A 25,860-nucleotide genomic window follows, 5' to 3' on the forward strand; every position below is an offset into this window, starting at 1 on the left:
ACCGCGAGTCGGCTATTCGCCGTCGTTCTCGACGTCCGGCTCCTCGACGGTGTCGAAGTTCTCGGGCACGACGGTCATGTGACGCATCCCCATTGGGGACTGCCCTTCGGCGCTCATGCCCGACGGTTGGTCCTCCAGCCCCATATATCACACTATAAACATAATGTATCGTCGTAATTCTGTGTATTACTGTAGGGAATCAAGCAGTCGAAAACCAAGTTACGTAGCGGATTCGAGGAAGGATTACTTTCAATTATTTCATCTGCCTTCGTATGTCTCCGGGGAATCCCCGGACACGTCGTCGGCGGGGCCGACTCAGGGCGGCCCCTCGAACTCCTCGGGCGCCAGCGAGTCCACCAGGTCCAACACGACGCCGTCGTCGGTTCTGGCCCGCTCGGCGGCGTCGCGGGCCTCCCGCATCAGCCGGGCGTGGGTGTCGACGACCGCCTCGTCGCCGGGCCGACACCGGGTGTAGCTGCCGTCGGGTGCCATCTCCCAGGCCCGTCGGTTGTCCTGGAGGTTCAGACGGAGGATGGCCCGCAGGCGCTCGCGGAGGTCGTCGTCCTCGACGGGCGTCACCGCTTCGACGCGGTTGTCGAGGTTCCGTTCCATCCAGTCGGCGCTACCGATGTAGAACCGTTCGTCGCCGGCGTTCTCGAAGTAGAAGACCCGAGAGTGTTCGAGGAACCGCCCGACGATGCTGCGAACCGTGACGGTCTCGCTGACGCCCTCGACGCCGGGGCGGAGCCGGCAGATGTCCCGCACCACGAGGTCGACCTCGACGCCGGCCATCGAGGCGCGGTACAGCTCCTCGACGATGTCGGGGTCCTCCAGGCGGTTGACCTTGGCGACGATGCGACCGCCGTCGCCGTCGCGGGCGTGGGCGGCCTCCCGCCGAACGAGTTCCGTGAACCGCTCGCGCATGTTCTCCGGGGCGACGAGCAGTTTCCGGTAGGAGTCGTGCATCGCGTGGCCCGTGAAGAAGTTGAACAGCTTCACCAGGTCGTGCCCGATGCTGGGGTCGGCGGTCAGCACGCCCAGATCCTCGTAGGTCTTTGCGGTCTCGGAGTGGTAGTTGCCGGTACCGACGTGGGCGTACTGCCGGACGCCGTCGTCGTCCTCCCGGACCACGAGCGATGTCTTCGTGTGTGTCTTTAGGCCGATGGTGCCGTAGGCGACGTGGATGCCCTCCTCCTCGAGGCGGCGGACCCACCGGAGGTTGTTCGCCTCGTCGAAGCGGGCCTTCAACTCGACCATCACGGCGACCTGTTTGCCGTTCTTGGCGGCGTCGATGAGCGCCTCGATGACCTTCGAGTCGTCGGCCGTCCGGTAGATGGCCGCCTTGATTGCGAGCACGTCGGGGTCGTGGGCGGCCGCCTGCAGGAACCGCTGGACGGTCCCCTCGAAGGAGTGATACGGGTGGTGGACCAGCAGGTCGCCCCGGCGTATCTCGGCGAAGACCTCGCCCTCGTCCTCAACGTCGACGAGCCGGGGGTGCGGCTGTGGCGTCCACGGATCGATCTTCAGTTCGGGGCGGTCCAACTCGACGAGGTCGAACAGGTCCTCGTGGTCGAGCAGTCCCTCGCGTTCGACCACCTCCTCGGCGTCGAGGTCGAGTTGCTCGACGAGGACCGCCCGGGCGCGGTCGCTCATGCCGGCGGCGACCTCCAGCCGCACGACCGTCGCGAACCGGCGGTCCCGGAGGACCCCCTCGATGGCCTCGATGAGGTCCTCGGCGACCTCCTCGTTGCGCCGGACCTCGGCGTTGCGCGTCACCCGAAACATCGCGTGGTCGACCACCTCGACGTCCGGGAAGAGCAACTCGAGGTTGGCGGCGACGACGGCCTCGATGGGGACGAACCGCCCCTCGTCCACCCGGAGGAACCGCGGCCGGTTCTCGGGTATCTTCACCCGCGAGAAGGTCGGCTCTTCCTCGTCCGACCGGCGAGTCAGCACCGCCATCGAGAGGCTGAGGTTCGAGATGAACGGGAATGGGTGGGCGGGGTCGAACGTCAGCGGAGTCAGCGTCGGCAGCACCGACTCCTCGAACCGCTCCCGGAGGTTCGCTCGCTCCGCGTCGGTCAGCGCCTCGATGTCGACCACCTCGACGCCCGCCTCCGCCAGCGCCGGCCGCACCGCATCCCGCCAGCACTCGTCCTGCCGTTCGAACATCGGCACCGCCGTCTCGAAGGCCGCCGTCCACTGTTCTGCCGGCGTCATCCCGTCCGGCGTCCGCTCGGTCACCCCGGCAGCCATCTGCTGTTTGAGGCCTCCCACTCGCTTCATGAAGAACTCGTCGAGGTTCTTCGTGAGGATGGCGAGGAACTTCGCCCGCTCGAGGGGCGGATTTCGCTCGTCTTCGGCCTCCCGGAGCACCCGCCGCTGGAACGCCAGTTCGCTCAGCTCCCGGTTCAGGTACAGCGCCGGGTCCGAGAGGTCGACGGTCGGCTCGCTCGCGTCGTCCCCGGGTTCGTTGCCGTCCGGCTCCGTCGCGTCGGCGGGCTCCCCGGTGCCCGCGGCGGTTCCGTCGGCGGCTCCGTCCCCCTGCCCCCCGTCGCTCATCGTCCGGGCGGGTCGACGATGCTGTCCGAGTCGCGGTGCCGGTAGGTCTCCCGGGCCGGGACGCTCACGAACTCCCCGGCGCGGTAGTCGTAGGCCGTCAGTTCGCCGCCGTAGACGCAGCCGGTGTCGAGGCCGACCGCCCACTCGCGGTCGAGTGGCGCCTCGAGGACGGTGTGGCCGAAGAATACCCGCGGCGGTCCCTCGTGGAGTTCGAACCAGAATGGCCCCTCGTAGCCGTTCTCGGGCGGGATAGCACGCGTCTCCAGCAGGTCGACGAGCGCGTGCTCGGCCAGCGGCCGACGCGGGTCGACGCCGCCGTGGACGACGAGTGCCTCGTCGAAGGAGACGGCGGCCGGCATCGACGCCACGCGGTCGATACCGTCACCGAGTCGCTCGGGCGGTTCCTCGCCGTCGATGAACTTCTGTTCGTTGTTGCCACGGACGCTCACCATGTTCGGCGAGGCGCCGACCAACTCCAGTACCGCCTCGCTGTCCGGCCCCTTCCGGACGAGGTCGCCGACGAACACGACGAGGTCGTCGGAATCCACGTCGAGGGGGTCGAGGAGGTCGCGGAGTTCGTCGATACAGCCGTGAACGTCGCCGACGACGTAGATGTCGTCGAAGCGGGCGGCGTCGAACCGTCGGTGGAGTCCCGCGAGCGGGTCGGCGAACGTCGCGCCGGCCGGCGCCGTCTCCCCGGCACCGTCGGTGCCCGCGACGGCCGTCCCGTCGGCACTTGCTGGTCGCATACGGTCAGTGAGACAGTAGCCGGAAAGTGGGTTGCTATGATTGCTGTGTACCGATATATACCGGTTGGGGGGAGTATAGCGACGGGGCGGTCGCTCTCCCGCGCTGCTATCACGGCTCACTACGAGTTCTTCTCCTCGGCCGTCGTCTATCCGGCATGGAACCGAGATTACTGCTCCGTGCCGAGGGTCTCGCGGTCGCTCTCGCCGCAATCGCGGCGTACTACGCGGCCGGCGGCCCGCTGTGGCTGTTCGCGGTGCTGGCGCTGGCGCCGGACCTCTCGATGGTCGGGTACCTCGCGGGCGCTCACGCCGGAAGCCGACTCTACAACGCCGTCCACACCTACCTCGGCCCGCTGGCACTCGGCGCCGTCGGCGTGGGACTCGCCGTGCCGCCGCTCCAGTGGATCGCGCTCGTGTGGGCCGCCCACATCGGTGTCGACCGCGCGGTCGGCTACGGCCTCAAGTACCCCACCGGGTTCGGGGACACGCACCTGTCGGCCGACGCCGACCGCCGTCCCGGGGCCGACGTTCCCGACGACCCGGTCGCCAGCGCCGTCACCGGCGACGACTGACCGTCCCGGCCCGCCCGCGAGGGCGTAGCGTCCGTCGGCCGTCGCCACCGGGTCCCGGACGAACCCGTCCTCGCCGGGACATCTCCACCTCGGCGACGCGGGGGAGGCCTACCGAGCGATCCCGACCGCTCCGGACCGCTCCGGATACCTGCCGGTGGTCGGTTCGTCGCTCGCGGCGGCGAGAACCGGCAGTCCGCTGGCCGGCCTATCCGAAGTGCTCCTCGTAGAGGTCCTGGGCGTGTTCGATGGCGTCGTAGGCGGCCTGTCGGTCCTCCCAGCCCAGCGTCTCGACCTCCTTGCCCTCCTCTAAGTTCTTGTACGTTGCGAAGAACTCGTCTATCTCGTCGAGCGTCTGCTGGGGGATGTCGTCGACGTCCTCGATGTGGTCCCAGCGGGGGTCCTCGCTGGGAACCGCGATGACCTTGTCGTCCTGCTCGCCGTCGTCGTCCATCTTCATCAGCGCGACCGGACGGGCTTCGATGACGCAGCCGGGGAACGTCTGGTCTTCGACGAGCACCAGAACGTCGAAGGGGTCCTCGTCGTCGTAGTACGACTGCGGGATGAAACCGTAGTCCGAGGGGTAGTGGACGTTCGAGTGCAACACCCGGTCGAGAACGACGCCGGGGATGTCCTTGTCGTACTCGTACTTGTTGCGCTCGCCCTTCAGGCACTCGACGACCGCGTAGATCTCCTCGGGCGCGTTCGGCCCCGTCTCGAGGTCTTCCCACAGGTTCGCTCCAGCCATGTGTCGGCCTGCGCGTGACGGCCGCAAAGAGCTTTCGACACGCGCCCGTCCCGGGAACGACCCTGCAGTTGAACACCCAGGCACTTATAGATGTTTGATAAATGTTAAGTGTGTTGCGAACGTGTTTTTTCGTATGTCAGAGGCACAGACAGCCACCCCGGATCCGGGCATCGCACGGGACCTGACGGCGTTCCAGCAGAACATCCTCACCATCCTGGCCGAGGACGCGAGATACGGGCTCGCGATCAAGCGCGAACTCGAGAACTACTACGACAGCGAGGTCAACCACGGCCGGCTCTACCCGAACCTCGACGACCTCGTCGAGATGGGGCTCGTCGAGAAGAGCGAACTCGACAAGCGGACCAACGAGTACGCCCTGACCGACGAGGGGCTGGAGGCGGTCCTCGGCCAGCTGGAGTGGGTCTTCTCGAACGTCGCGACGGACGGGGAACGGGCCGCGCGACTCCACGACCTGGTCGAGCAGTTCGAGTAACTACCCCGAGACCGCGATTTCTTCGAGCAGCCGAAGCGACTCCTCGACAGCCTCGCGTTGGGCCTCGGTCGGCCAGGCGTTCCGCCGGAAGTACTCCTCGCGGAACTCCTCGCGTTCGGCCGGCGTCGCCTCCTCGACCCGCTTGGCGTAGTGGTTGCTCATGAAGTCGGCGAAGGCGTGGGCGTTTTCGCCGTGAGGGTCGCCGTACTCCTCGCGGACCCGCTCGGCGACGCTCCGATTGTGTTCCTCGACGGTCTCCCAGTCGCCGCTGCCGACCCCGGACAGCGACCGCTCGACGGCGCGGTCGGTGTCCTCGATGCGGTCGACCCGGACGACGCCCTCCTCGACCCACTCGTCGGGGTACAGCACCAGCGTCTCGCCGGGGTCGTCCTCGCGGACCCGGGGGACGTAGTCGTGCTCGCCGAGCAGTCGGTCCCGTTCGGTGCGGTAGGCCGCCCGCTCGTTGTCGTCGACGGCCGCCCGCATCCGGCGGGTGAGCGTCAGCGCGCGGTTCACGACCTCCTGGGGGAGTGGCGTCTCGTCAGCCATCGAGTGCGTCGTTGACCAGTTCGTCCGCGCGGCTGTTTATCTCCCGCGGTACGTGTTCGATGGACCACTCGCCGAACCGCTCGAGTAGCTCCCGTGCCCGGACCCGTTTTTCGCGCAGCGTCGGGTCGTTCGTGTCCCACTCGCCGCGGACCTGCCTGACGACCAGTTCGGAGTCGCCCCTGACGACGGCCTCCTCGAAGCCGTAGTCGTCGGCCGCCGCAAGCCCACGGACGAGTGCCTCGTACTCGGCCTGGTTGTTCGTCGCCCGGCCGATGCGCTCGGACCCCTCGGCGACGATGCCGTCGCTCGTGACGATGACCCACCCGACCGCCGCCGGACCGGGGTTGCCGCGGGAGCCGCCGTCGAAGTAGAGGTGGGCCCGCCCGCCGCCCTCCCGGAGCAGTCCGACGAGCCGTGCGGGGTCCCCACCCTGGACGACGACCTTGTCCTCGTAGGCGACGGCCGTCGCGCCCGCGTGACTCGCCCGCCACAGTTCGTGCTCCGTGTTGCCGGCCTCGACGTCGACACCGGCGTCTTCGAGCCGTTCGCGGGCGACCTCGGGGTCGCAGTCGACGACGGGCATCGTTCTGCGCTGGCGGCTTCCGAGTGTTATCCTTTCCGATATCCGTTTAGTATCCGCCTACTCCGCCGAAACCGCCCCGCCCCAGTAGTGCGATTAGTGTCAGATATTATGACGTGTTTGCGAGGGTTTAAGGCAGTTCATCGAGTGAGTATAAAAACGCGATGACACGGCCCACCCGTCAACGGGAGCGCGAGCGAGAGGAGGAGGGCGAGGGTGTCGATCAGGACGAAGCGACGGTCTGTCCGGAGTGTTCCTCGGATAACATCGTCAAGGACGCCGACCGGGGCGAGTTGGTCTGTGACGACTGTGGGCTCGTCGTCGAGGAGGACCACATCGACCCCGGGCCGGAGTGGCGGGCGTTCAACCACTCCGAGCGACAGGAAAAATCCCGCGTCGGGGCGCCGACGACCCAGACGATGCACGACAAGGGGCTGACGACGACCATCGACTGGAAGGACAAGGACGCCTACGGCCGTTCGATCTCCTCGAAGAAGCGCTCCCAGATGCACCGCCTCCGCAAGTGGCAGGAACGCATCCGCACCAAGGACGCCGGCGAGCGGAACCTCCAGTTCGCCCTCTCGGAGATCGACCGGATGTCCTCCGCACTCGGCGTCCCCCGCTCCGTCAGGGAGGTCGCCTCCGTCATCTACCGGCGGGCGCTCGACGACGATCTCATCCGCGGCCGCTCCATCGAGGGCGTCGCCACCGCCGCGCTGTACGCCGCCTGCCGCAAGGAGGGCATCCCGCGCTCCCTGGAGGAGATCAGCGAGGTCTCCCGCGTCGAGCGCAAGGAGATCGGCCGCACCTACCGCTACATCTCCCAGGAACTCGGCCTCGAGATGGAACCCGTCGACCCCAAGAAGTACGTCCCCCGCTTCTGCTCGGAACTGGAACTCTCCGAGGAGGTCCAGACGAAGGCCAACGAGATAATCGAGACGACCGCCGAGAAGGGCCTACTCTCCGGCAAGTCGCCGACCGGCTACGCCGCTGCGGCCATCTACGCTGCCTCCCTGCTCTGCAACGAGAAGAAGACCCAGCGCGAGGTCGCCGACGTCGCCCAGGTGACCGAGGTCACCATCCGGAACCGCTACCAGGAACAGATCGAAGCGATGGGCATTCACTCCTGAGGCCCGGCCGGCGCGAAACTCAACCGAGCGAGGCGTTCGCCGCGTCGGAACTGCCGTCCAACCAGCCGCCGACGTGCCCGCCGAGGGCTCCGAACCCGCCGAAGACGGTCACGAAGATGCCCACGAACAGAACCGCGAGCAACCCCGCGAGGAGCGAGAACGGAAGTGACCACGAGTAGTCCGGTATCGTCGAGACGAACCGAACCGATTTCGGAAGTACGGCGACCGAACCGACCAGCCCCGTTCGCCACCCGACCCGCCGACCCGGGACGCCCCGACCGCCGAACACGTACCCGACCACACCGCCGGCGAGAAACACGGGGAGTATCGACGGCAGTTCGGTGACCCGGACACACAGCACCGTGAACGGAACCGAACCGAGTCCGGCGGCGACGGGGTAGCGCCAGGCGTCCTCCGCGAACGCGTTTCGGAGGTCCATGCGGGTAATTTTCGAACCTCATCACTTGGACGTTGTGGTGCCAGCGAACCGGGCGGCGTCCGGGGCGGCGAACGCGGCACCGCGGCGCCGCCGAACAGCCTTTGTCCGTCCCCGACGAAGCCCCGCCATGCGCCTCGACGAGTACGTCGACGGACTCGACCGCGAGGAGTCCGTCGAGTTGCGGAAACTCGCCGAGGAGAAGTCATACGCCATCACGGATCACCTCGACGCCGCACGGGCCCGGTTCGACGAGACGCTGACCGACGACGCGGTGGTCGGTTCGACGGCGCCATCGGTGTTCGTCGGCCGGTCGTCGTATCCGAACGTCTCGACGGGCCTGCTGGCGCCCGTCGGCGACGAGGACGACGCCGACGCCTACGTGACCGACGGCGAGTGGTACCGGCAGGACTTCTCCATCGAGGACGTCTTCGCAAAGCGAACGGGCCTTCTGAACTCCACGCGGCGGGCGACCGTCGACGTCGAGGATGTCTGGGACGGCTTCGTCGGCACCCAGAGGGAGGTCGCCATCGCCGACCGCCCCGTCGACGTCGAACTCGGTCTGGCGGAGTCGCCGGGCTTCGACCTCGACGGCAGCCTCGAGGACATCGCCGCACCGCGGGGCCCCCGCGCCAGCGCCGAGGCCGCCCGACTGACCGAGAACCCCTCGGTTCCCCGGGCCGTCGAGAAGACCCTCTCGGACGACGACTGGCGCGCGGAGGGCGCCATCACCTACCTCTACCGCCGGGGATTCGACGTCTACGACGTCAACAACGTGCTGTCGGTCGGCGCGCTCGGGGTCGGCGAGAACCGGCGGCTGGTCCCGACGCGGTGGTCCATCACCGCCGTCGACGACACCGTCGGGCAGTACCTGCGGGGTACGATCCGCAACGCCCCGACCATCGGCGAGACGAAGGTGTGGCACAACCGCTACGTGGGCAACGACTACTGGATAATCGCGGCGCCGGGCGACTGGGAGTTCGAGTTGCTGGAACTGAAGGCGCCCGGCTCCATCTGGAACCCCGACCCAGACGGCCAACTGTATATGGCCGCCGACCGCGAGGGCTACGAGGGTCGCACGGGGTACGTCGACGAGACCTCCGGCGCCTACTACGCCGCCCGCCTCGGGGTCCTGGAGCACTTCGCCGACCGCGACCGGCAGGCGAAGGTGTTCGTGGTGCGGCACGCCACCAACGAGTACTGGGCGCCGGTCGGCGTCTGGCAGATACGCGAGTCGGTCCGCAACGCCTTCGACAACGAACCGGCCGTCGCGGAGACGTTCCACGACGCCGTCCGAAAGCTGGTGCCGCAACTGCCCGTCTCGATGGCCGACCTCCGCCGGAAGTCGACGATGGCCGCCGGCGTCCAGGCCGACCTCTCGGCGTTCGGCGCCGGCGGGACCGACCGGCCCTGACCCGTTCTCGAAGCGATTAAGCCGCCGTCGGCGTATCCGTCGGGTATGCTCCCCGCCTCCACGCACGCGGCGCTGCTCTCGGGGCCGGCGCTGTTCGTCGTCCTGCTATCGGTCGTCTTCCTCGTCTTTCCGTGCTTCTACCTCTACCGGGCGCTCTCAGAGCGGGGCGTCTTCCGGCGGCTGCTCGGGCGGTGAGCGGGTCGCTTCGGCACAAGTACGTCACGTCGTCGATGCACCCCAGACGACGTCGACGTCGCCCTGCGACGGCTCTCCCGTCCGTATCCGTACCGCCTCGACGACGAGATACGTTCGAGTGGCGTCGACGACGTGCGCGTACGTTCCCGGCTCCGTCGAGTTGATCCAGTACTGCCGCGGCCGGTCGGCCAGGCCGTGGGTGATCGAGTCGCCGTCGCCGACGGTCGTTCGACCGCCGTTTTCGGTCCGGGTACGTGTTTAGCCCCGATGAATTTCGCCACTATCTCGTAACAGGCGACCAATCGGGGGGATATGCACCCTCAGCAAGGGCTAATTGAATTTCTCCAGGGATGGTCTCCGCTCGGAGACCATCCCGGTGACCCTGCTGAGGTAACGCTGAGGTGGTCATAGTGGAGTGGGATGACCTCAGCAAAGACGAACTTCTCTCACGGTTTCTCCAGATGGAAGAGCGAATTGACGAGCTGGAGGAGAAACTTGAGCAAAAGGACGAACGGATCGAAGAGCAGCAAGAGCGAATCGAAGAACTCGAAACACGGCTTCGCAAATACGAGAATCCACATACACCGCCGAGTAAGCGACGGTCGGGGACTGACGAGTCCCCGACCTCGCAAGATGACGAAGACGACGATGTTAGAACTGATGGCGGCGCTCCCGGACGAAAGGACGGTCACGACCCGGAGTGGCGCTCTACGGCTGATCCGGACGAAGAAGTTGAGGTTACCTGTGACTGCTGTCCAGAGTGTGGCCAACACTTCGACGAGTCGGTGGGCGTCAGCCCCCGACTCGTCGAGGAGATACCGGACCCACAGCCACCAGAAGTCACGCAATACAACCGCCACTGCTACCAGTGCGACTCCTGTGGGACTGAGACAGTCGCTACACACCCCGACTGCCCCGATGAGGGGCAGTTCGGGGTGAACGTTATCGCCCAATCTGCACTGTCGAGGTACGATTACCGCCTCCCCTATCGGAAGATTGCAGACCGTTTCGAGCAGCTACATGAACTGGAGTTGTCGGGCGCGTCCGCATGGCACGCGACCGAGCGCGCTGCGCGCGCCGGTCGCTGTGAATACGAGCAGATCCGCCGCCAGATCTGGCAGGCCGACGTTGTCCACATCGACGAAACAGGCATCAAGCGGGATGGTGAGCAAGCATGGATCTGGACGTTCACCACCGAGAACCACACGCTCTACGCTGTTAGAGAGAGTCGTGGAAGCGATGTTCCCGCGGAAGTCCTCGGCGAGGACTTCGCGGGAACGGTCATCTGTGATGGGTGGACGGCCTATCCGGCCTTCAGCGACAATCTACAGCGGTGTTGGGCTCATATTCTGCGGGAGGCTAAAGATGCCGCCGAGAAGCACCCCGAAGGCAAACCGATCTACGAGTCTCTCAAGCAGTTGTACGTCGCTCTCCAGACGCGGCTGGAGAGCGACTTGTCCATTCGTGAGCGAGCAGAGCTCCAGTGTGTTGCACGAAGAGAGCTTGAATCGCTGATTGAGCGGTCAGTTCCCGACGGACCAGTGGCAACACTGCTCGGAAAGATCGAAGGTGGCCTCGACCACTGGCTCACCTTCGTCGGTGAGCCAGCGGTCTCTCCGACCAACAATGCCGCCGAAAACGCGCTCCGTGAACCAGTGGTTCTCCGGAAACTTATCGGAACACTCCGCAACGACCGCGGGATGTTCGTTCATGAGACGGTGCTGTCCCTGCTGGCGACGTGGCGCCAGCAGGGACGCAATCCCTACGACGAACTCAAGCGAGTCTCTCGAAACAACGAGATGGTTTCACGAGATCAGGCTGTGCCGGTCGTTGAGTCATCGGGCTAAACACGTACCGGTCCGGTATCCCCGATTGAACCGGTACGTGGACCCGGTCGACCGTGACGGCCGGTCGACGGCCGCGGCGGCGTTGCCGTGAAGGAGGTTGAACGAGATCAGGTTGTCACGACTGTCCGACGTTTCGACGAGGCCGTGTCCTTGCGTACGGTCGTAATCGTCGTCGTTGAGCAGTGCGGACTCGACGACCCTACTGCGGTGTGCCCCGTCGAGGACGACCCCGCTGTAGGAACCGGGGTCGTCGCGCGAATTGTTGGCGACGAACGCGTTCCGGAGGGTGACCCGGTCGCCCTTGATCAGCACGCCGTGTCGCCGGTTGCGCTCGCTGTGGGCCCCTACGAGCGTGGCGTCCTTCGCGCTCTCTATCATTCGGATACCTGCCTCGCCCCTCGTGTCGTACGCGTGGGGGTGGATCAGCGTCCCGCCGGCGTCCGCCATCGTGAACCCGTAGCTCTCGCAGCTTTCGGCGTACAGGTTCACGCCGAACAGGTCCCCGGTGTACCCGAAGACGAACCCGTCGCCGGCACAGCGTGCCACGTCGACGTCCGTGAGCGTCGGTTCGTAGGAGTACTCCCCGTTGGGCCCGCCCTCGAACCGGACGCCGTCGCCCGCTCCGTTCCGGACGACGAGGTGTTCGACGACCGGTCGCCATGTGTACCCGACCACGACCAGACAGTCCCCCCGCTCGTTGCCGGACCGGTTGCCGTCGATCCGGAGGTCGGAAACGCGGACGTGTTCGGCACCCGACGGGATCGTCAGGAGGTCCGCGTTCAGCCCGTCGGCAGCACGGAGGGTCGTCGCGGGGCCGCTTCCGGCGACCCACGTCGCCCCCGCCAGCGTCACCGGCCGATCGAGCTCGTAGGTTCCCGGTGCGACTTCGATGGCGGTGCCCGTTCCGGTCGCCTCACCGGCGTCGATCGCGTACTGGATGGCGTCGCTGCCGGAGCCACCGAACGCGGGATCGTCGGTCCCCCGTCGGAAGACGTACGACGTTCCGTCGTCCCGGGTGACGAGGAAATCGGCGCCGGTCGGTTTCACGGTCCCTCTCATCGACGCCCTCCACTCGGGTTCCTCGTCCGTCCGGAGGGATCGGGCGCCCCGCCCGACCGGGAGGACGCCGATTCCGGCGGCGACCGCTCGGAGCGTCGCTCGTCGCCGACGGTCGATACCCTCTCGAACCATGTGGTCTGTCCGGTGTCGTACCGTTCGACCGGGGGTACCGTGGTTCTACCGGCGACCGGTCCGCTCGGGTCCCGCCATCCGTGCCGATCGGGTCGTTTCCGACCGATCCGGTGTCCGAGCGCGCGCATGTCTCACTTGTCGATGACGACGAACTCGCTGTCGCGGGTCCAGAGCGCATACAGGGGCACGACGTGTTCGAGCGTCGCGTAGACCGGCGTGAGTAGCAGCAGGCCCGCGCCTTCGAGACCGCCGACTCGCCGTGCGCCCAGTCCGATGGTGCTGACGTAGATGAGACTGCCCGCCGCGAGCAGGCCGACGACCCACGTCGGAAACGCGAGCCCGTACCCGAGGAGCCACAGCGGGAGGAACACCCAGCTGGACGCGACGGCGACGGTCCAGGTAAGGATGCGAGCACCGACGACGACCCGGCTCGCGACCGGTGCCTTCGGGAGGTACCGGGCGATACCGAGATACCAGCGCGACCGTTGCTTCAGGAACGACGTGACGTCGTGCGGGCTGAGAATGCTCACGCGGGTCGCGCTCTGCCAGACCGGGACGTCCCGTTTCACCAACTCGAGCGCGAAGGCGAAGTCCTCGACGATCGTCTCCCGATCGAAGCCGATCTCCGCGAGGACGTCGCCGCGGGCACAGAGCAACTCGCCGTGGAACCCGAGGTAGGGTTTTCCGAGGACGCCGGTGAACAGACGGTAGATGGACAGGTCGTCGACGAAGCGGATGTGGTCGGCCATGAACGTCGTCACCGACCGGCCCCGGCGCGGGAGGAGAACGGGGTTCATCGCCCGGTAGCCGCGCTCCTCGTAGTGGGGAATCTCGTAGAGGAACGCGTCGTCGAGGACGCGGTTGTCGTCGTCGATGAACCCGTACCAGTACGACGGTGCCTCGGCGACGACCGTCTCGATGAAGTAGTTGATGGCCCGTCCCTTGGCGACCGCCTCGCAGTCGTACGACTCCGGCACGACGACGGTCGTGACGTCGTCGCGGTCGAGGAGTTCGGCCTGGAGATCGCTCCCCTCGTCGAGGACGCAGAAGATCTCACAGTCGGAGAACCTCGCGGTGGTGTGGTCCAGCGTCTCGCGAAGCGCGGTGGCGACGTGGGCGGCGGCGACCGTCGTGATCACGAGCCGTACGTTCTCGGCTCGCTCGCCGCTCCGCTCCGGCTCGTAGCGAACCGACAGGAGCAGACCGGTGCCCATCATCAGCGTGAAGACGAGGCCGACGAAGGCACCGAGTATCCGGATTAGCGTGACGAGTTCGGACCAGATCATCTTTGAATCGAGATTTCGTGTGGGGTGGTAGGGTTCCGGGTGTCTCCGACCGAATCGAGCGGTCGCGGGGGAACCGGGGCGACGTTCGACAGGGAATCAGGCCCCGATGCCGTACTTGTCCTGCAGGTACTGCTCGACCTGCTGGCGTTCGGTGTCGGTCAGCGCGCGGTCGTAGACCACGACCTCGGCGACCTCCATGTCGACCAGTGGGCTCCCGTCGAGTTCGGCGCCGACGACGATCTTCTGCGGGTCGGTGTCGTAGGTGTGGGTGAACTGGTCGATCTGGGTGCCGTTCTTGTAGTGGGTGACCTGGTCCGAGGCCAGAACCGCCGACTGGGTCAGCCAGGTGTCGGAACCAACGTCGGCGGAGGCGGGCGCGGTGAAGTCCTCGCACCAGCCCTGCACCTGCAGGCTGCTGTCGTGGACGATGAGGCCGAAGGCGTTGTTGCAGGCCGCCGCGCCGTAGGCGACACCGCCGCCCCAGTCCGGCGAGCTCTGGTAGTTCACGACGTACATGATCGTCCGGCTGTCGTTCCCCGACGGGAGGCCAGTCAGCGTGTCCGTCCGCTGGAGCAGGTCGTCGGTGCCGTCCAGACTGACCATCGGTTCCCCGTTCGGACCGTCAGTGACGAGCGTCGGATCGCCCGACGCCGTGAGGTCGTTGCCCTGCCCGGACTGGTCGGCCCAGCCCGTGACGTTGTCGCCGCTCGTCGTCACGCCCTGCCCGGCGTCGAAGTGCGTGACCAGCCCGCTCGTCACCGGAAGCGACGAGGTGGTGGGCTGGTTCACAGTGATCGAGACGGTGGCGGTGTCGGTCGCGCCGTCGTCGTCCGCCACCGAGTAGGTGAAGCTGTCCGACGCCGAGTCGGAGCCGCCGTGGGTGTAGGTGATCGCGCCGGTCGAATCGTCGACCGAAACCGTCCCGTTCGACGGCCCGCTCGTGACCTGAACGGACGAGGCGTTCAGGCTGCCGTCGCTGTCGGTGTCGTTGGCGAGGACGTCCACGACGACGGACTGTCCGGCGTCGACCGTTGCCGAGTCGTCGCTGGCCGTCGGCGCCGTGTTGGCTGCGCTGATCGAGACGGTGACGGTCGCCTCGTTGGACGTGGCGCCGTCGTCGTCGTCGACGGTGTACGTGAACGTCGCGTCACCGCTGGCGCCCGAGGGGGTGTCGTAGGTGATCGTGCCATCGGGGTTGGCCGTGGCCGTGCCGGTCGCCGGCCCGCTCGTGACCTGGACGGACGAGGCGTTCAGCGAGCCGTCGCTGTCGGTGTCGTTGGCGAGGACGTCGATAGTGGTCGACTGCCCCGCCGTCACGCTCGCGGCGTCGTCGCTGGCGGTCGGGGCTACGTTCGAGGTGCCAGTGGTGTCGAGGTACTTCTGCTGGAAGTACGCCTCGACTTGCTGGCGCTCCGAATCGGAGAGTGCGCGGTCGTAGACGAGAACGGCGGCGACCTCCATGTCGTTGTAGCCGGCGCCGGAGATTTCCTCGCCCACGATGAACTTCGCTTGGGCGTCGTCGGGGTCCGTCTCGTAGGTGTGGGTGCCGCTGTCGATCTGGGTGCCGTTCTTGTAGTGGGTGACCTGATCGTCGGCGACGGTGGCCGACTGGACCAGCCAGCCGGCGCCGGTGCCCTGGGTGGCCGAGGTGATGTCGGTGAAGTACCCGGTCACGTCCAGCAGGCCGGAGTCCTCCTGGACGATGAGGCCGAAGGCCTCGTTGGGATTCGCGGCGCCGAACGCTGCTCCGGCCCACTCGTTGGCGTTCTGATACTCGGTGACGACGAACATCGTCCGGTTCTGGCTACCCGACGGGAGCCCCGACAGGGCATCAGTCCGCTCGAGTTTGTCGCCGTCGCCGTCGAGACTGATAACCGGTTGCCCGTTCGGACCGTCAGTGACGAGCGTCGGATCGCCCGACGCCGTGAGGTCGTTGCCCTGCCCGGACTGGTCGGCCCAGCCCGTGACGTTGTCGCCGCTCGTCGTCACGCCCTGTCCGGCTTCGAGGTGGGTGACAAGGCCGCTCGTCACCGGCAGCGACGAGTCCGGGGGCTGGGTGACGGTGACGGTCACCGTGGCGGTGTCCGTCGCGCCGTCGTCGTCGGCGACCGTGTAGGTGAACGTCACGTCACCACTCGCGCCCGAGGGTGCACTGTAGGAGATCGTGCCGTCCGGGTTGACCGAAACCGTCCCGTTCGACGGCCCGCTCGCGATCGAGACCGACGAGGCGTTCAGCGAGCCGTCGCTGTCGGTGTCGTTGGCGAGGACGTCGATGGTGGTCGACTCACCCGCCGTGACGGTCGCGGCGTCGTCGCTGGCCGTCGGCGGCTGGTTTACCGCTCCCGTCGCGTCGGTCGTGAACGTTTCCTCGCTGCCGGCGGTCCACTTGCCGTCGTCGCTCTCGGCGTACGCCTGGAAGACGTAGGTCGTCTCGGAATCGAGCCCGGTCACGTCCGCACCGAACTGGCCGGGACTGCTCAGCGAGGAGCCGGTCCACCAGGTCAGCGTCGAGCCCTTCTGGCCCTGTTTCCAGTACTGGAAGTAGACCGTCGCGTTGTCGCGGTCGCCGAGCCCCGTGAGGTTGCCCTGCAACGTCGCCGAGTCCGCATCGACGTTCGTCGCCGACTCGGTCGCGACGCCGTACGGCTGCCCGGACTGGGTGGTGAACGTCTCCGCGGGGCCGGCCTTCCACTCGCCCTCGTTGCTCTGGCCGAACGCCCGGTACTCGTAGGTCGTCCCGGGCTCGAGACCGACCTCGGTGCTGAACGCGCCGGGCGAGTCCTGCACCGGACCGGTGTACCAGGTCAGCGTCGAGTCCTTCTGTCCCTGCTTCCAGTAGGTGAAGTACACCTGGGCGTCGGCGTTGTCGCCGAGGTTGACGATCTCGCCGTTCAGCGTCGCGGACTCGACACCCACGTCGCTCGCGCCGGTACTGTCGACCCCGAAGTACTGGCCCGTCGGGGTGGTGAACGTCTTCTCCTCGCCAGCCTTCCACGCGCCGTCGCCGCTCTGGGCGAGCGTCTGCCAGACGTAGGTGGTGCTCGGGCTCAACACGACGTCGAACTGGAATCCACCGGACTGGGTCGTCGGCGCGCCCGTGTACCAGAAGGCGTCCTCCGGCTGTCCCTCCGGCCAGATCTTGACGTACGGCGTCGCCTCCTGTTTGTCACCCAGCGTGAGCGTGCCGTCGAGAGTCGCCGAGGCGTTGGTCGCCGTCGAGGTATCGATGACGACGTTCGTCGCCTGGCCCGTCGACGTGCCGTAGGTGCCGGTTCCGGTGTCCGCGCTGATCGAGACGGTGACGGTCGCCTCGTTCGAGGTGGCGCCGTCGTCGTCGTCGACCGTGTAGCCGAACGTGACGTCACCGCTGGCACCCGAGGGCGCGCTGTAGGTGATGTTGCCGTCGGGGTTGGCCGTGGCCGTGCCGGTCGCGGGCCCGCTCGTGACCTGGACGGACGAGGCGTTCAGGCTACCATCGCTGTCGGTGTCGTTGGCGAGCACGTCGATGGTCGTCGATTGCCCCGCCGTGACGCTTCCCGAGTCGTCGCTCGCGGTCGGGGCCGCGTTCGCGGTGAAGTACGTCTGCTCGAAGTAGGTCTCGACCTGCTGGCGTTCGGTGTCGGTCAGCGCGCGGTCGTAGACCACGACCTCGGCGACCTCCATGTCGACGTAGGGGTCCTCGTCGAGTTCGGCGCCGACGACGATCTTCTGGGGGTCGGTGTCGTAGGTGTGGGTGAACTGGTCGATCTGGGTGCCGTTCTTGTAGTGGGTGACCTGGTCGCCGGAGAGAACCGCCGAGTGGGTCAGCCAGTCTCCCGAACCGACCTCGGCGGAGGCGGGTGCGGTGAAGTCCTCGCACCAGCCCTGCACCTGCAGGCTGCTGTCGTGGACGATGAGGCCGAAGGCGTCGTTGCAGACCGTCGCCCCGTAGGCGACACCGCCGCCCCAGTCCGGCGAGCTCTGGTAGTCGACGACGTATATGATCGTCCGGTCGTCGTTCCCCGACGGGAGGCCGTTCAGCGCCGCCGTCCGGACGAGCGCGTCGCCGTCGCCGTCGAAGCTGATCACCTGATTCCCGGCGAGCGTGTCGTGTTTGACCAGCGGGTCGCCGGTGGCGGTGAGGTCGTTACCCTGACCGGACTGGTCGGCCCAGCCCGTGACCACGTCGCCGGTCCCGACGCTGACGCCCTGGTCGGCCGCGTAGTGCGTCACGAGGCCGCTCGTCACCGGCAGCGACGAGCCGCCCGTGTCCGTCCCCTGGTCGATCGACACCGTGACCGTCGCGGCGTCACCGGCGCCCTGGTCGTCGCTGACCTGGTAGACGAACGTATCCGACGTCGTGTCCGACCCGTCGTGGGCGTACGTGATCGAGCCGTCGGGGTTCACCGTCGCGGTGCCGTGGGCGGGGCCCTGATCGATGGTGACCGTCGAGGCGTCGAGGCTGCCGTCCGGGTCGTCGTCGTTGGCAAGCACGTCGATCGTCGTCGAGGATCCAGCCGTCACCGAGGCCGAGTCGTCGACGGCCGTCGGGTTCTGGTTGGTCGCTTCCTGGGAGAGGTACTTCTGCTGGAAGTACGCCTCGACTTGCTGGCGCTCCGAATCGGAGAGTGCGCGGTCGTAGACGAGGACGGCGGCGACCTCCATGTCGTTGTAGCCGGCGCCGGAGATTTCCTCGCCCACGATGAACTTCGCTTGGGCGTCGTCGGGGTCCGTCTCGTAGGTGTGGGTGCCGTTGTCGATCTGGGTGCCGTTCTTGTAGTGGGTGACCTGATCGTCGGCGACGGTGGCCGACTGGACCAGCCAGCCGGCGCCGGTGCCCTGGGTGTCCGAGGTGATGTCGGTGAAGTACCCGGTCACGTCCAGCAGGCCGGAGTCCTCCTGGACGATGAGGCCGAAGGCCTCGTTGGGATTCGCGGCGCCGAATGCTGCTCCGGCCCACTCGTTGGCGTTCTGATACTCGGTGACGACGAACATCGTCCGGTTCTGGCTACCCGACGGGAGCCCCGACAGGGCATCAGTCCGCTCGAGTTTGTCGCCGTCGCCGTCGAGACTGATAACCGGTTGCCCGCTCGGCGCGGTGGCCGTCGTCGGATCACCGACCGCCGCGAGGTCGTTGCCCTGCCCGGACTGGTCGGCCCAGCCCGTGACCTGCCCGCCGCTCGTCGTCACGCCCTGGTCGGCCTCGAACTGCGCGACGAGGCCGTCCGTGACGGGGGCCGAGCACTCGCCGACGTCCTGGTAGTTCGCGGTGAGCGTGGCGTCGGATGTCGGGACCGTGTACGTGTGCGTCTGTGCACCACCGTCCGACCAGCCCTGGAACTCGTACTCGCGGCCGTTCAGGCACTGTGTCGTCGGGGCGCTCACCTCGTGTTCGAAGCCGACCAGCGTGTCGATGACGGCCCCGTCGTTCACCGGGAGCCCATCGACGCTCAGCTCGAGACCACCGGGGTCCGTCGCGAACGTGATGTCGACCTTGTCGGGTTCGATGGTGACCGAATCCGACGCCGAGAGCCCGTCGGAGTCGGTCGCGGTGACCGTCAGCGTGTAGCTGGTGTCGGTCGAGTAGCCGTGCCCCGACGCGGGCACGTCGAAGGAGCCGCTCTCGCCCGTGTAATCGGAGAGAACGGGATGCGTGTGTGCGGCCCCCTCCGGCGGGTCGTGATCGAAGACGACGTCCCAGGTGAACGCGTCACTGCTCAGGGTGCCGTCCTGCGGGTCGGTGCCGCTGGCGTTGAACTCGATCGTGTCGCCCGCCTGGAAGAGGCTTCCGTCGGCCGGCGAGTCGATCGTCACCGAGGGCGGTTCGCCGATCGTGATCTCGATCGGCTGGGACTCGACCGTCTGCGTGCCGTCACTCACCTCGACGTACGCCGTGTAGGTGCCGGCGCTCTGGTAGGTGTGGCTCGGCGAGGCGCCCGAGGCCGTCGATCCGTCGCCGAACGTCCAGTTGTAGGTGAGCGAGTCCTGGTCGGGGTCGCTGGCCGAGACGCTGAAGTCGACCGTCTGTGGCGCGCTCGCCGCCGACGTGGGTGTCGCCGAGACGGAGTCGATGCTCGGGGCCTGGTTGCCCGTGTAGGTGACCTCGTGGATCGTCCCGTCGCTGATGCTCGTCCAGTAGAGCGACCCGTCGGGACCGACGGAGATGGCGTTGACGTTGTTTGCGCTGTCCTCGAACATCTCGACGCTCTGGACGTCGCCGTTCGAGTCGAACGTCAGGTACTTGATCCAGTCCTTCGCGTAGTCGCCGAAGAAGTACGCGCCCTGGTACTCGTCGGGGAACTGCTGGCCGCGGTACACCTCGCCGCCCGTGATCGAGTTCCCCTCGCTGTGCGGGTACGAGTAGACCGGCGCCGTCTGACTGACGTCGCAGGGTGCGTCCTCGTTCGACTTCGAGGTGCCCTCACAGTCGGGCCACCCGTAGTTGGCGGCCGGGTTGTCGAGCGTGGCGACGTTCACCTCCTCGTAGTCGGGGGCGCTGTTGCCGCCGACGTCGCCGAAGAAGAACCGACCGCTCTGCAGGTCCCACTCCGCCCGGAACGGGTTGCGGACCCCGTAGGCCCAGATCTCGCCGAGCGTGTTCGGGTCGCCGTCGTCGACGTACGGGTTGTCCTGGGGGATGGTCCCGTCCTTGTTGACGCGGATGACCTTCCCGCTGGCCCGGCTCAGGTCCTGGGAGACGGCGCCGCCCTGGAAGTCGTCGCCCGTGGTGAGCCAGAGCTTCCCATCGGGACCGAAGTCCAGCCCGGCGCCCTGGTGACAGCAGCTCTGCCACTGTTCGTCCTCCTTCCAGACGACGAACTCGCTCGAGGCGTCAGCAGTGCTCTGCAGGCCCCCGCCGTTCTCCTGGTGGGTGAACCGGGCGATGCGGTTCGTATCCTCCGCGTCGTTCGAGTAGAACACGTAGACGTAGCCGTTCTGCTCGAAGTTCGGGTCGAGCGCGATGTCGATGAGCCCACGCTCGCTCCCGTCGTTGACCTTCCCGGTGATGTCCAGGTACGTGCTCGTGTCCTTCGTCCCGTCGCCCGGGTCGGTGATCTCGATCGTCCCCGGTTTCTCGAGGAGCAGCATCCGGCCGTCGGGGAGGAACGTCATCCCCATCGGCTGATTGACGCCCGAGAGGAACGTCGAGCTCGAGAAGTTCGACGGCTGCACTGCCGCGGTCGAGACCGTGCCGGTGGACTCGGCGGATGTTTCCAGTGACGAGGCAGCCGAGTGGTCGACGTCACCCCCGTCGGTCGACCCCGCGGCGAGGCCCACGGGCGCGACGACCATCGACAGGGCAGTCACGACCGCCAGACAGACCGCCAGTAGTTTCGTCCCGTTCCCCGCACTCGTTCCGCGCTTCCATAGTGCCATTGCGATGGGACAACACTCAGGGAGATGGGACTTTGTTAATAGTCTAATAGACTCTCGTTAGAGACGTTGTATTTTTTCTAGTCCAGTTGCCTACCTGTTAAAATTCCTGTATTTCGCCGCGCTGCAGCGGCTTTTTTTGTTACTGGCTCTATATTCCGCCGCGCTGCACCGGCGAATCCGTTAGAAGTCCTATATCGCGTTAAAACGCTGCTAACACGGCGGACAGCCCGGTATCGGTGAGCGGTGTAGCGAGCGGACGCTCACACCTTCGGGGGGGTGAGCGACTCAGGGTCACTCCCCCTCCCGCCTCAGAGCCGCTCGAAGAACTCCTCGACCAGTTCGCCGGTGTCCTCGACGATGGACGCCCAGGCGTCGTTGTCGGGCGCGATACCGACCAGCCGGCCGATCTTCATGATGGAGACGTGGTAGACCCGCTGGACGCCCGGTTCCTCCTGCCAGATGACGAAGTTACACGGGAACAGCGCGCCCTGCTTCAGCGTCTCGTCGAGCGCCCGGTCGGCCATCTCGGGGTTGCAGGCCCCGAGCACGTAGTAGGGGTCCCGGTCCGCGTCGACCTTCTCGTTGAGCATCTCCGACGGCGAGAACTCGACGGGGACGCCGAAGCCCGTCGTCTCGGCGACCTCGCGGACGCGCTCGATTGCGGCCTCGTGGTCCATCTCGAGGGTCGCCTGTTTCTCGCCGATGTCCTCCGCGTCGAGTTCCGAGGGGTCGAACGGTAGCGTCATGGATGGCGGTGCGGGAGGCGCGGACAAAAGGGTTCCTTCCCCGGGTCGACCGGACACACTACCGGGCGGGCTCGGACTACTCCTCTGCGGTCGGGACGGGACCGGTCCCGACGACGTCCTCGACGGCGTCGACGAACGACTGGCGGGTGTCGAAGTAGACCTCGTCGCTGGCCTCGAGGATGTCGGCGAGTTCGCGCGGCCCGTCGGGGGTCCGGATGGTGGTGTCGCCCTCGCGGCGGACGATTTCGCTCTTCTCGATGGCGTAGTGGAGCCGGGAGGCGACCCGCGCCAGCGGCGCGCCCTCGACCGGCTCGCCGTCGCCGAGTTCGACGGCCGGCTCCTCCTCGGTCTCCTCGTCGCCGTTGTCGCTCATGCGGCGGCCTTCGCGGCGTCCCGCCCTAACTGTTACGAAGGCCGCCGGGACGGGTCCGTGCGACCGCAACGGCTTAGTATTCGCAGAAAATACTACTCGGTTGTATGACCGAGTTCGACCAGTTCTCGAACGTGGGCGAGGCGGAGGTAACACGGGCCATCGGCCAGGAGTGGACCGAGGAGTTCATGGACTTCTCGGATTCGGACGTCATCGTCGTCGGCGGCGGTCCCTCGGGGCTGATGGCGGCCAAGGAACTCGCCGAGCGCGGCGTCCAGACGATGGTCGTCGAGAAGAACAACTACCTCGGCGGCGGTTTCTGGCTCGGCGGCTTCCTGATGAACAAGGTGACCGTCCGGGACCCCGCCCAGGAGGTGCTGGAGGACCTCGAGGTGGACTACAAGGAATCACAGGACAGCGAGGGGCTGTACGTCGCCAACGGGCCGGAGGCCTGTTCCGGACTCATCAAGGCCGCCTGCGACGCCGGCGCGAAGACCCAGAACATGACGGAGTTCACCGACATCGTCATCCGGGAGGACCACCGCGTCGGCGGCATCGTGATGAACTGGACGCCGGTCCACGCGCTGCCCCGGGAGATCACCTGCGTCGACCCCATCGCCGTTGAGGCCGACCTGGTCATCGACGCGACGGGCCACGACGCCGTCGCCGTCTCGAAACTCCAGGAGCGCGGCGTCCTGAACGCCCCGGGTATCGAGCACGCCGACGAGCACAACACCGGCATGGACCAGACGGGCGACGACAGCTACGGCGCGCCGGGCCACGACTCGCCAGGCCACGACTCGATGTGGGTCGGCGAATCCGAGGACGCCGTCGTCGAGCACACTGGCCTCGCACACGACGGCCTCGTCGTCACCGGCATGGCCACCGCGACGACGTACGGCCTCCCGCGGATGGGCCCGACCTTCGGCGCGATGCTCGTCTCCGGCAAGCGCGCCGCCCAGGTCGCGCTGGACGAACTCGAGGTCGACGCCGCCGACGTCGAGTTGACGAGTCGGTCGCCGGAACCCGCGGACGACTGACCGGCGCATGGTCGAGCGGGTCACGCTGTACCGCGCGCCGACGACGGAGGCAGACGCCGATGCCGTCGCCGAGTGGCTGGACGAGCGCGTCGACGCCGAGGTAACGGTCGAGGAGCGACTGCTCGGACGGATAGCGGACGACGACCTCGCGGAGTCGTTCGCCGGGGCGCGCGTCATCTCGCCGCACGACCGCGGGACGGGCAACACGATGTTCGGGGTCCGGCGCTACGAGGAGCGCGCCCTCGAATCGCCGGACCGGGCCGGCGGCGTCATCTACGACGGTCTCGCGGTGCAGGACGCCCTCCGGCGGCGCCTGGAGACGCCACTCGACCACCTGCAGGTCCCGCTCGTCGACCGCGTGATCGGGACGTGGGGCGACCACGACGGCCGCTGGCACAAGCGGGTGGCGGTGCTGGGACAGCCAGCGGTCGTGAGCGTGCCCGGCCTCTACGAGGCGCCCGCGAAGCCGGAGGCCTACTACGAGGCCAAGCAGTCGTACGCGCTGCTGTCGGGCGACGCGCCGCCCCGAGAGGTGCTCGAAGCGGAGGTCGACGGGGAGTTCCTCGTCGCCGAGGACCCCCGGACGAGCGAGGCCGTGCGGGGGTACGTCCTGGCGGCGTACCACTACCTCGAGACGGGCGAGGCGTTCTGCGAGAACCGGGGCTGTCGGCTCTACGACGCCCACAGACAGCCGGCGCTAATCGAGGCACAACTGCGGGAGCCGGCGTTTTGCGAGCAGCACGCCGACAGGTACGGGGTCCCCTCGGACGGGGAGTGAGGAGTCAGGCCAACTCGGTCAGCGCGAGCAGGACCTGCGGGATGACCAGCAGGACGATTCCGAGCACGATGAGCGCCGCCGGGATGACCAGCAGGCCCATGTCCGTGAGGAGCCACAGGCCCAGTCCCGCGAGTATCGCGAGGATACCCAGGATGCGGAGCAGCCACGCGAACTCCTCTTCGAGACCCGCGTCGGCCAGTACGTCGACGATCTCGAGTGCGTCCTCCATCGGCCGTGGGTTCGGTCGCCCGACTGATATACATGATGGTCGAGTGGCACGTTTCGGCGCTCCCGTCCGTCCCGGTGGGACCCCGCCGCGCCCCGGATTCGAGTCGGTCGTTCGTCGCGCGAACCAAAACCCCCATCCCCATCGACGGCCTACCGGCGACAATGACTCGTCGGTACGCACCGAGTCGTCGACGCTTCCTGAAGGCCGCCGTCGCAACGGGGGGTACCGCGGCGCTGTCGGCCTGTCTCGACCTCGGCGGCGACGATCCGGTCCCCGAAGGCGTCGAGGACCCCTCGACGCTCGACCGCCGGCAGCACGCCTGGAACGACGAACTCGAGACGGACGCGAACGGCAACCACGCGCTGCCGAGACACCAGACGTTCCTCTACCTCGAGTTGGACGCCGACGGCGAGCCCGGCGCCGAGGACCGCGAGCAGGCCGCGGACGCGCTGGCCGTGCTGGACCGGGCCTACGAGCGCTCGCCCGCCGGACTGATACACTCCATCGGCTACTCGCGGCCCTACTTCGAGCGCTACGGGGGCGCCCCCGAGGGTGTCGACCTCCCGCCGCCGCGGCCGCTCTCGAACTTCGAGACGCCGGAGTTGGACGCCCAGGACGCCCTGTTGCACCTGGCCTCCGACCGCGCCGACGTCGTGCTGGCGGCCGAGGAGGCGCTGTTCGGCGACCGCGGGACGGCCAACGGCGTCGACGCCGTCGACTTCCCGGCGACCGTCGACGACCGTCGCACCGGCTTCATCGGCCGCGGGATGCCCGCAGAGCGGGCCGACAAGGTCGACGGCATCCCCGCCGACGCCGAGGTCCCGGAGGCCTCGAAGCTCTTCATGGGCTTCAACGCCGGTTTCGCCGGCAACCAGGCCAGCGAGTCGTTCGTCACCCTCGAGGAGGGTCCCTTCGCCGGCGGCACGACCAAGCACGTCTCGACGCTCCAGCAGCGGTTGAGCCGCTGGTACGAGGACAACGACCACGAGGAGATGGTCAAGAAGCTGTTCAGCACGGACCTCGCCGACGAGATCGAAGGCGCCGCCGAGGACATCGGCGCCAGCGGCGTCACCCCCCACGACGTCGAGGAACTGGTCGATGCGGCCCGCGAGCACGGCGCCGTCGGCCACGCCCAGAAGATGGCCCGCGCCAACCGCGACGAGGAGGGTAACTTCCTGACGCTGCGCCGGCACGTCGAGTCGACCGACCAGGGAATCGCCAGCCTCCACTTTCCCAGCCTCCAGAAGGAGATATCGACGTTCGAGGAGATACGGAAGGCGATGAACGCGGCCGACGTCGTCGAGGAGACGCCCGCCATCCGCCAGCGGGTCAACAACGGCATCCTCCGGTACGTCTTCGTCAAACACCGGGGCAACTTCCTCGTCCCGCCGCGGGACCTGCGGGCGCTCCCTACTCCCGACGGCGAGACGCCGTAGGCCTGGCGGGGCGACTCCACCGACCGGCCCGACGGGAACGGGGCTCGTCGTACGTTCTCCCGCGGGGTCGACGGGCCGCCGCGCGGTTCGGCCGGCGAGGGGCGCCGGTGGACCGTTCGTGAGGTGGACGGTGCGCCGAGGAAAACGTTTTAAAAA

21 protein-coding genes are annotated in these 25,860 nt (G+C 67.4%); 9 read left to right on the forward strand and 12 right to left on the reverse strand.

Annotated features, from left to right (window positions below):
* Positions 1 to 315: 315 nt before the first annotated feature.
* Positions 316 to 2,562, reverse strand: a complete 2,247-nt coding sequence (gene ppk1, locus NLF94_RS16135) for a polyphosphate kinase 1 (RefSeq protein ID WP_254838658.1) — start codon at positions 2,560 to 2,562, stop codon at positions 316 to 318.
* Positions 2,559 to 3,311 (reverse strand): metallophosphoesterase family protein, encoded by a 753-nt coding sequence (locus tag NLF94_RS16140; RefSeq protein ID WP_254838659.1) that lies wholly within the window; start codon positions 3,309 to 3,311, stop codon positions 2,559 to 2,561. Before NLF94_RS16140 ends, ppk1 begins: the two co-directional genes overlap by 4 nt.
* Before the next feature lie 155 nt (positions 3,312 to 3,466).
* Here NLF94_RS16140 and NLF94_RS16145 point away from each other — a divergent pair, with 155 nt between their 5' ends.
* Positions 3,467 to 3,883: a DUF4260 domain-containing protein gene (locus tag NLF94_RS16145; protein WP_254838660.1), complete on the forward strand. Its 417-nt coding sequence runs from the start codon at positions 3,467 to 3,469 to the stop codon at positions 3,881 to 3,883.
* 205 nt (positions 3,884 to 4,088) lie between these two features.
* Here the strand turns inward: NLF94_RS16145 and NLF94_RS16150 are convergent, their stop codons facing one another.
* Positions 4,089 to 4,628 carry an inorganic diphosphatase gene (locus NLF94_RS16150; RefSeq protein WP_254838661.1) on the reverse strand — a complete coding sequence of 180 codons (540 nt, stop codon included), beginning with the start codon at positions 4,626 to 4,628 and terminating at the stop codon, positions 4,089 to 4,091.
* A gap of 133 nt (positions 4,629 to 4,761) precedes the next feature.
* Here NLF94_RS16150 and NLF94_RS16155 point away from each other — a divergent pair, with 133 nt between their 5' ends.
* Entirely contained in the window at positions 4,762 to 5,121 is a 360-nt protein-coding gene (locus NLF94_RS16155; RefSeq protein WP_254838662.1) for a PadR family transcriptional regulator, read from the forward strand.
* On the opposite strand, the gene NLF94_RS16160 is transcribed toward NLF94_RS16155, so the two are convergent.
* Both NLF94_RS16160 and rnhA read right to left on the reverse strand, forming a co-directional pair.
* Positions 5,122 to 5,670 (reverse strand): DUF7108 family protein, encoded by a 549-nt coding sequence (locus NLF94_RS16160; protein WP_254838663.1) that lies wholly within the window; start codon positions 5,668 to 5,670, stop codon positions 5,122 to 5,124.
* On the reverse strand, positions 5,663 to 6,253 hold the full coding sequence (rnhA, locus tag NLF94_RS16165; protein ID WP_254838664.1) for a ribonuclease HI: 591 nt from the start codon (positions 6,251 to 6,253) through the stop codon (positions 5,663 to 5,665). The genes NLF94_RS16160 and rnhA overlap by 8 nt, the downstream gene beginning before the upstream one ends.
* 161 nt (positions 6,254 to 6,414) lie before the next feature.
* Between rnhA and NLF94_RS16170 the strand changes: the two genes are divergently transcribed.
* Positions 6,415 to 7,380, forward strand: a complete 966-nt coding sequence (locus NLF94_RS16170) for a transcription initiation factor IIB (protein WP_254838665.1) — start codon at positions 6,415 to 6,417, stop codon at positions 7,378 to 7,380.
* 19 nt (positions 7,381 to 7,399) lie between these two features.
* Here the strand turns inward: NLF94_RS16170 and NLF94_RS16175 are convergent, their stop codons facing one another.
* Entirely contained in the window at positions 7,400 to 7,819 is a 420-nt protein-coding gene (locus NLF94_RS16175; RefSeq protein WP_254838666.1) for a DUF5518 domain-containing protein, read from the reverse strand.
* A 127-nt stretch (positions 7,820 to 7,946) separates the two neighbouring features.
* Between NLF94_RS16175 and nreA the strand changes: the two genes are divergently transcribed.
* From nreA to tnpC, 3 genes are all read left to right on the forward strand, one after another.
* Positions 7,947 to 9,230 (forward strand): DNA repair protein NreA, encoded by a 1,284-nt coding sequence (gene nreA / locus NLF94_RS16180; RefSeq protein WP_254838667.1) that lies wholly within the window; start codon positions 7,947 to 7,949, stop codon positions 9,228 to 9,230.
* 45 nt (positions 9,231 to 9,275) lie between these two features.
* Positions 9,276 to 9,425, forward strand: coding sequence for a hypothetical protein (locus tag NLF94_RS16185; protein WP_254838668.1), 150 nt, complete (start codon positions 9,276 to 9,278; stop codon positions 9,423 to 9,425).
* Between the two features lie 461 nt (positions 9,426 to 9,886).
* Positions 9,887 to 11,272, forward strand: a complete 1,386-nt coding sequence (gene tnpC, locus NLF94_RS16190; RefSeq protein ID WP_434085400.1) for an IS66 family transposase — start codon at positions 9,887 to 9,889, stop codon at positions 11,270 to 11,272.
* Here the strand turns inward: tnpC and NLF94_RS16195 are convergent.
* The 5 genes from NLF94_RS16195 to NLF94_RS16215 form a co-directional block, all read right to left on the reverse strand.
* On the reverse strand, positions 11,261 to 12,463 hold the full coding sequence (locus NLF94_RS16195) for a glycoside hydrolase family 55 protein (RefSeq protein ID WP_254838670.1): 1,203 nt from the start codon (positions 12,461 to 12,463) through the stop codon (positions 11,261 to 11,263). The genes tnpC and NLF94_RS16195 overlap by 12 nt on opposite strands.
* Positions 12,464 to 12,594: 131 nt before the next feature.
* A complete protein-coding gene (locus NLF94_RS16200; RefSeq protein ID WP_254838671.1) occupies positions 12,595 to 13,749 on the reverse strand; it encodes a glycosyltransferase family 2 protein in 1,155 nt (384 codons plus the stop codon).
* Positions 13,750 to 13,845: 96 nt separating this feature from the next.
* Positions 13,846 to 21,105 carry an Ig-like domain-containing protein gene (locus NLF94_RS16205; protein ID WP_254838672.1) on the reverse strand — a complete coding sequence of 2,420 codons (7,260 nt, stop codon included), beginning with the start codon at positions 21,103 to 21,105 and terminating at the stop codon, positions 13,846 to 13,848.
* Between the two features lie 308 nt (positions 21,106 to 21,413).
* Positions 21,414 to 21,851: a DUF302 domain-containing protein gene (locus NLF94_RS16210; RefSeq protein ID WP_254838673.1), complete on the reverse strand. Its 438-nt coding sequence runs from the start codon at positions 21,849 to 21,851 to the stop codon at positions 21,414 to 21,416.
* A 76-nt stretch (positions 21,852 to 21,927) separates the two neighbouring features.
* Entirely contained in the window at positions 21,928 to 22,224 is a 297-nt protein-coding gene (locus NLF94_RS16215; RefSeq protein WP_254838674.1) for a DUF5789 family protein, read from the reverse strand.
* Between the two features lie 104 nt (positions 22,225 to 22,328).
* On the opposite strand from NLF94_RS16215, the gene NLF94_RS16220 reads away from it, so the two are divergent.
* The gene (locus NLF94_RS16220) at positions 22,329 to 23,261 is read left to right on the forward strand and encodes a sulfide-dependent adenosine diphosphate thiazole synthase (RefSeq protein ID WP_254838675.1); all 933 of its coding nucleotides are present in this window, start codon (positions 22,329 to 22,331) and stop codon (positions 23,259 to 23,261) included.
* Positions 23,262 to 23,268: 7 nt separating this feature from the next.
* Complete coding sequence (locus NLF94_RS16225; protein WP_254838676.1) at positions 23,269 to 24,039, forward strand: DUF7001 family protein; 771 nt, start codon at positions 23,269 to 23,271, stop codon at positions 24,037 to 24,039.
* 4 nt (positions 24,040 to 24,043) lie between these two features.
* Here the strand turns inward: NLF94_RS16225 and NLF94_RS16230 are convergent, their stop codons facing one another.
* Positions 24,044 to 24,268, reverse strand: coding sequence for a hypothetical protein (locus NLF94_RS16230; protein ID WP_254838677.1), 225 nt, complete (start codon positions 24,266 to 24,268; stop codon positions 24,044 to 24,046).
* 161 nt (positions 24,269 to 24,429) lie between these two features.
* Between NLF94_RS16230 and NLF94_RS16235 the strand changes: the two genes are divergently transcribed.
* Complete coding sequence (locus NLF94_RS16235; protein ID WP_254838678.1) at positions 24,430 to 25,704, forward strand: DUF7405 family protein; 1,275 nt, start codon at positions 24,430 to 24,432, stop codon at positions 25,702 to 25,704.
* Positions 25,705 to 25,860: the final 156 nt, after the last annotated feature.

It is taken from the genome of Natronomonas marina, from assembly GCF_024298905.1.
GTDB lineage: Archaea > Halobacteriota > Halobacteria > Halobacteriales > Haloarculaceae > Natronomonas > Natronomonas marina.

Excerpts from the sequence above, each read along its gene's own strand:
- ppk1 (WP_254838658.1), bottom strand. The coding sequence starts at position 2,562 with ATGAGCGACGGGGGGCAGGGGGACGGAGCCGCCGACGGAACCGCCGCG.
- NLF94_RS16140 (WP_254838659.1), bottom strand. The coding sequence starts at position 3,311 with ATGCGACCAGCAAGTGCCGACGGGACGGCCGTCGCGGGCACCGACGGT.
- NLF94_RS16145 (WP_254838660.1), top strand. The coding sequence starts at position 3,467 with ATGGAACCGAGATTACTGCTCCGTGCCGAGGGTCTCGCGGTCGCTCTC.
- NLF94_RS16150 (WP_254838661.1), bottom strand. The coding sequence starts at position 4,628 with ATGGCTGGAGCGAACCTGTGGGAAGACCTCGAGACGGGGCCGAACGCG.
- NLF94_RS16155 (WP_254838662.1), top strand. The coding sequence starts at position 4,762 with ATGTCAGAGGCACAGACAGCCACCCCGGATCCGGGCATCGCACGGGAC.
- NLF94_RS16160 (WP_254838663.1), bottom strand. The coding sequence starts at position 5,670 with ATGGCTGACGAGACGCCACTCCCCCAGGAGGTCGTGAACCGCGCGCTG.
- rnhA (WP_254838664.1), bottom strand. The coding sequence starts at position 6,253 with ATGCCCGTCGTCGACTGCGACCCCGAGGTCGCCCGCGAACGGCTCGAA.
- NLF94_RS16170 (WP_254838665.1), top strand. The coding sequence starts at position 6,415 with ATGACACGGCCCACCCGTCAACGGGAGCGCGAGCGAGAGGAGGAGGGC.
- NLF94_RS16175 (WP_254838666.1), bottom strand. The coding sequence starts at position 7,819 with ATGGACCTCCGAAACGCGTTCGCGGAGGACGCCTGGCGCTACCCCGTC.
- nreA (WP_254838667.1), top strand. The coding sequence starts at position 7,947 with ATGCGCCTCGACGAGTACGTCGACGGACTCGACCGCGAGGAGTCCGTC.
- NLF94_RS16185 (WP_254838668.1), top strand. The coding sequence starts at position 9,276 with ATGCTCCCCGCCTCCACGCACGCGGCGCTGCTCTCGGGGCCGGCGCTG.
- tnpC (WP_434085400.1), top strand. The coding sequence starts at position 9,887 with ATGGAAGAGCGAATTGACGAGCTGGAGGAGAAACTTGAGCAAAAGGAC.
- NLF94_RS16195 (WP_254838670.1), bottom strand. The coding sequence starts at position 12,463 with ATGGTTCGAGAGGGTATCGACCGTCGGCGACGAGCGACGCTCCGAGCG.
- NLF94_RS16200 (WP_254838671.1), bottom strand. The coding sequence starts at position 13,749 with ATGATCTGGTCCGAACTCGTCACGCTAATCCGGATACTCGGTGCCTTC.
- NLF94_RS16205 (WP_254838672.1), bottom strand. The coding sequence starts at position 21,105 with ATGGCACTATGGAAGCGCGGAACGAGTGCGGGGAACGGGACGAAACTA.
- NLF94_RS16210 (WP_254838673.1), bottom strand. The coding sequence starts at position 21,851 with ATGACGCTACCGTTCGACCCCTCGGAACTCGACGCGGAGGACATCGGC.
- NLF94_RS16215 (WP_254838674.1), bottom strand. The coding sequence starts at position 22,224 with ATGAGCGACAACGGCGACGAGGAGACCGAGGAGGAGCCGGCCGTCGAA.
- NLF94_RS16220 (WP_254838675.1), top strand. The coding sequence starts at position 22,329 with ATGACCGAGTTCGACCAGTTCTCGAACGTGGGCGAGGCGGAGGTAACA.
- NLF94_RS16225 (WP_254838676.1), top strand. The coding sequence starts at position 23,269 with ATGGTCGAGCGGGTCACGCTGTACCGCGCGCCGACGACGGAGGCAGAC.
- NLF94_RS16230 (WP_254838677.1), bottom strand. The coding sequence starts at position 24,268 with ATGGAGGACGCACTCGAGATCGTCGACGTACTGGCCGACGCGGGTCTC.
- NLF94_RS16235 (WP_254838678.1), top strand. The coding sequence starts at position 24,430 with ATGACTCGTCGGTACGCACCGAGTCGTCGACGCTTCCTGAAGGCCGCC.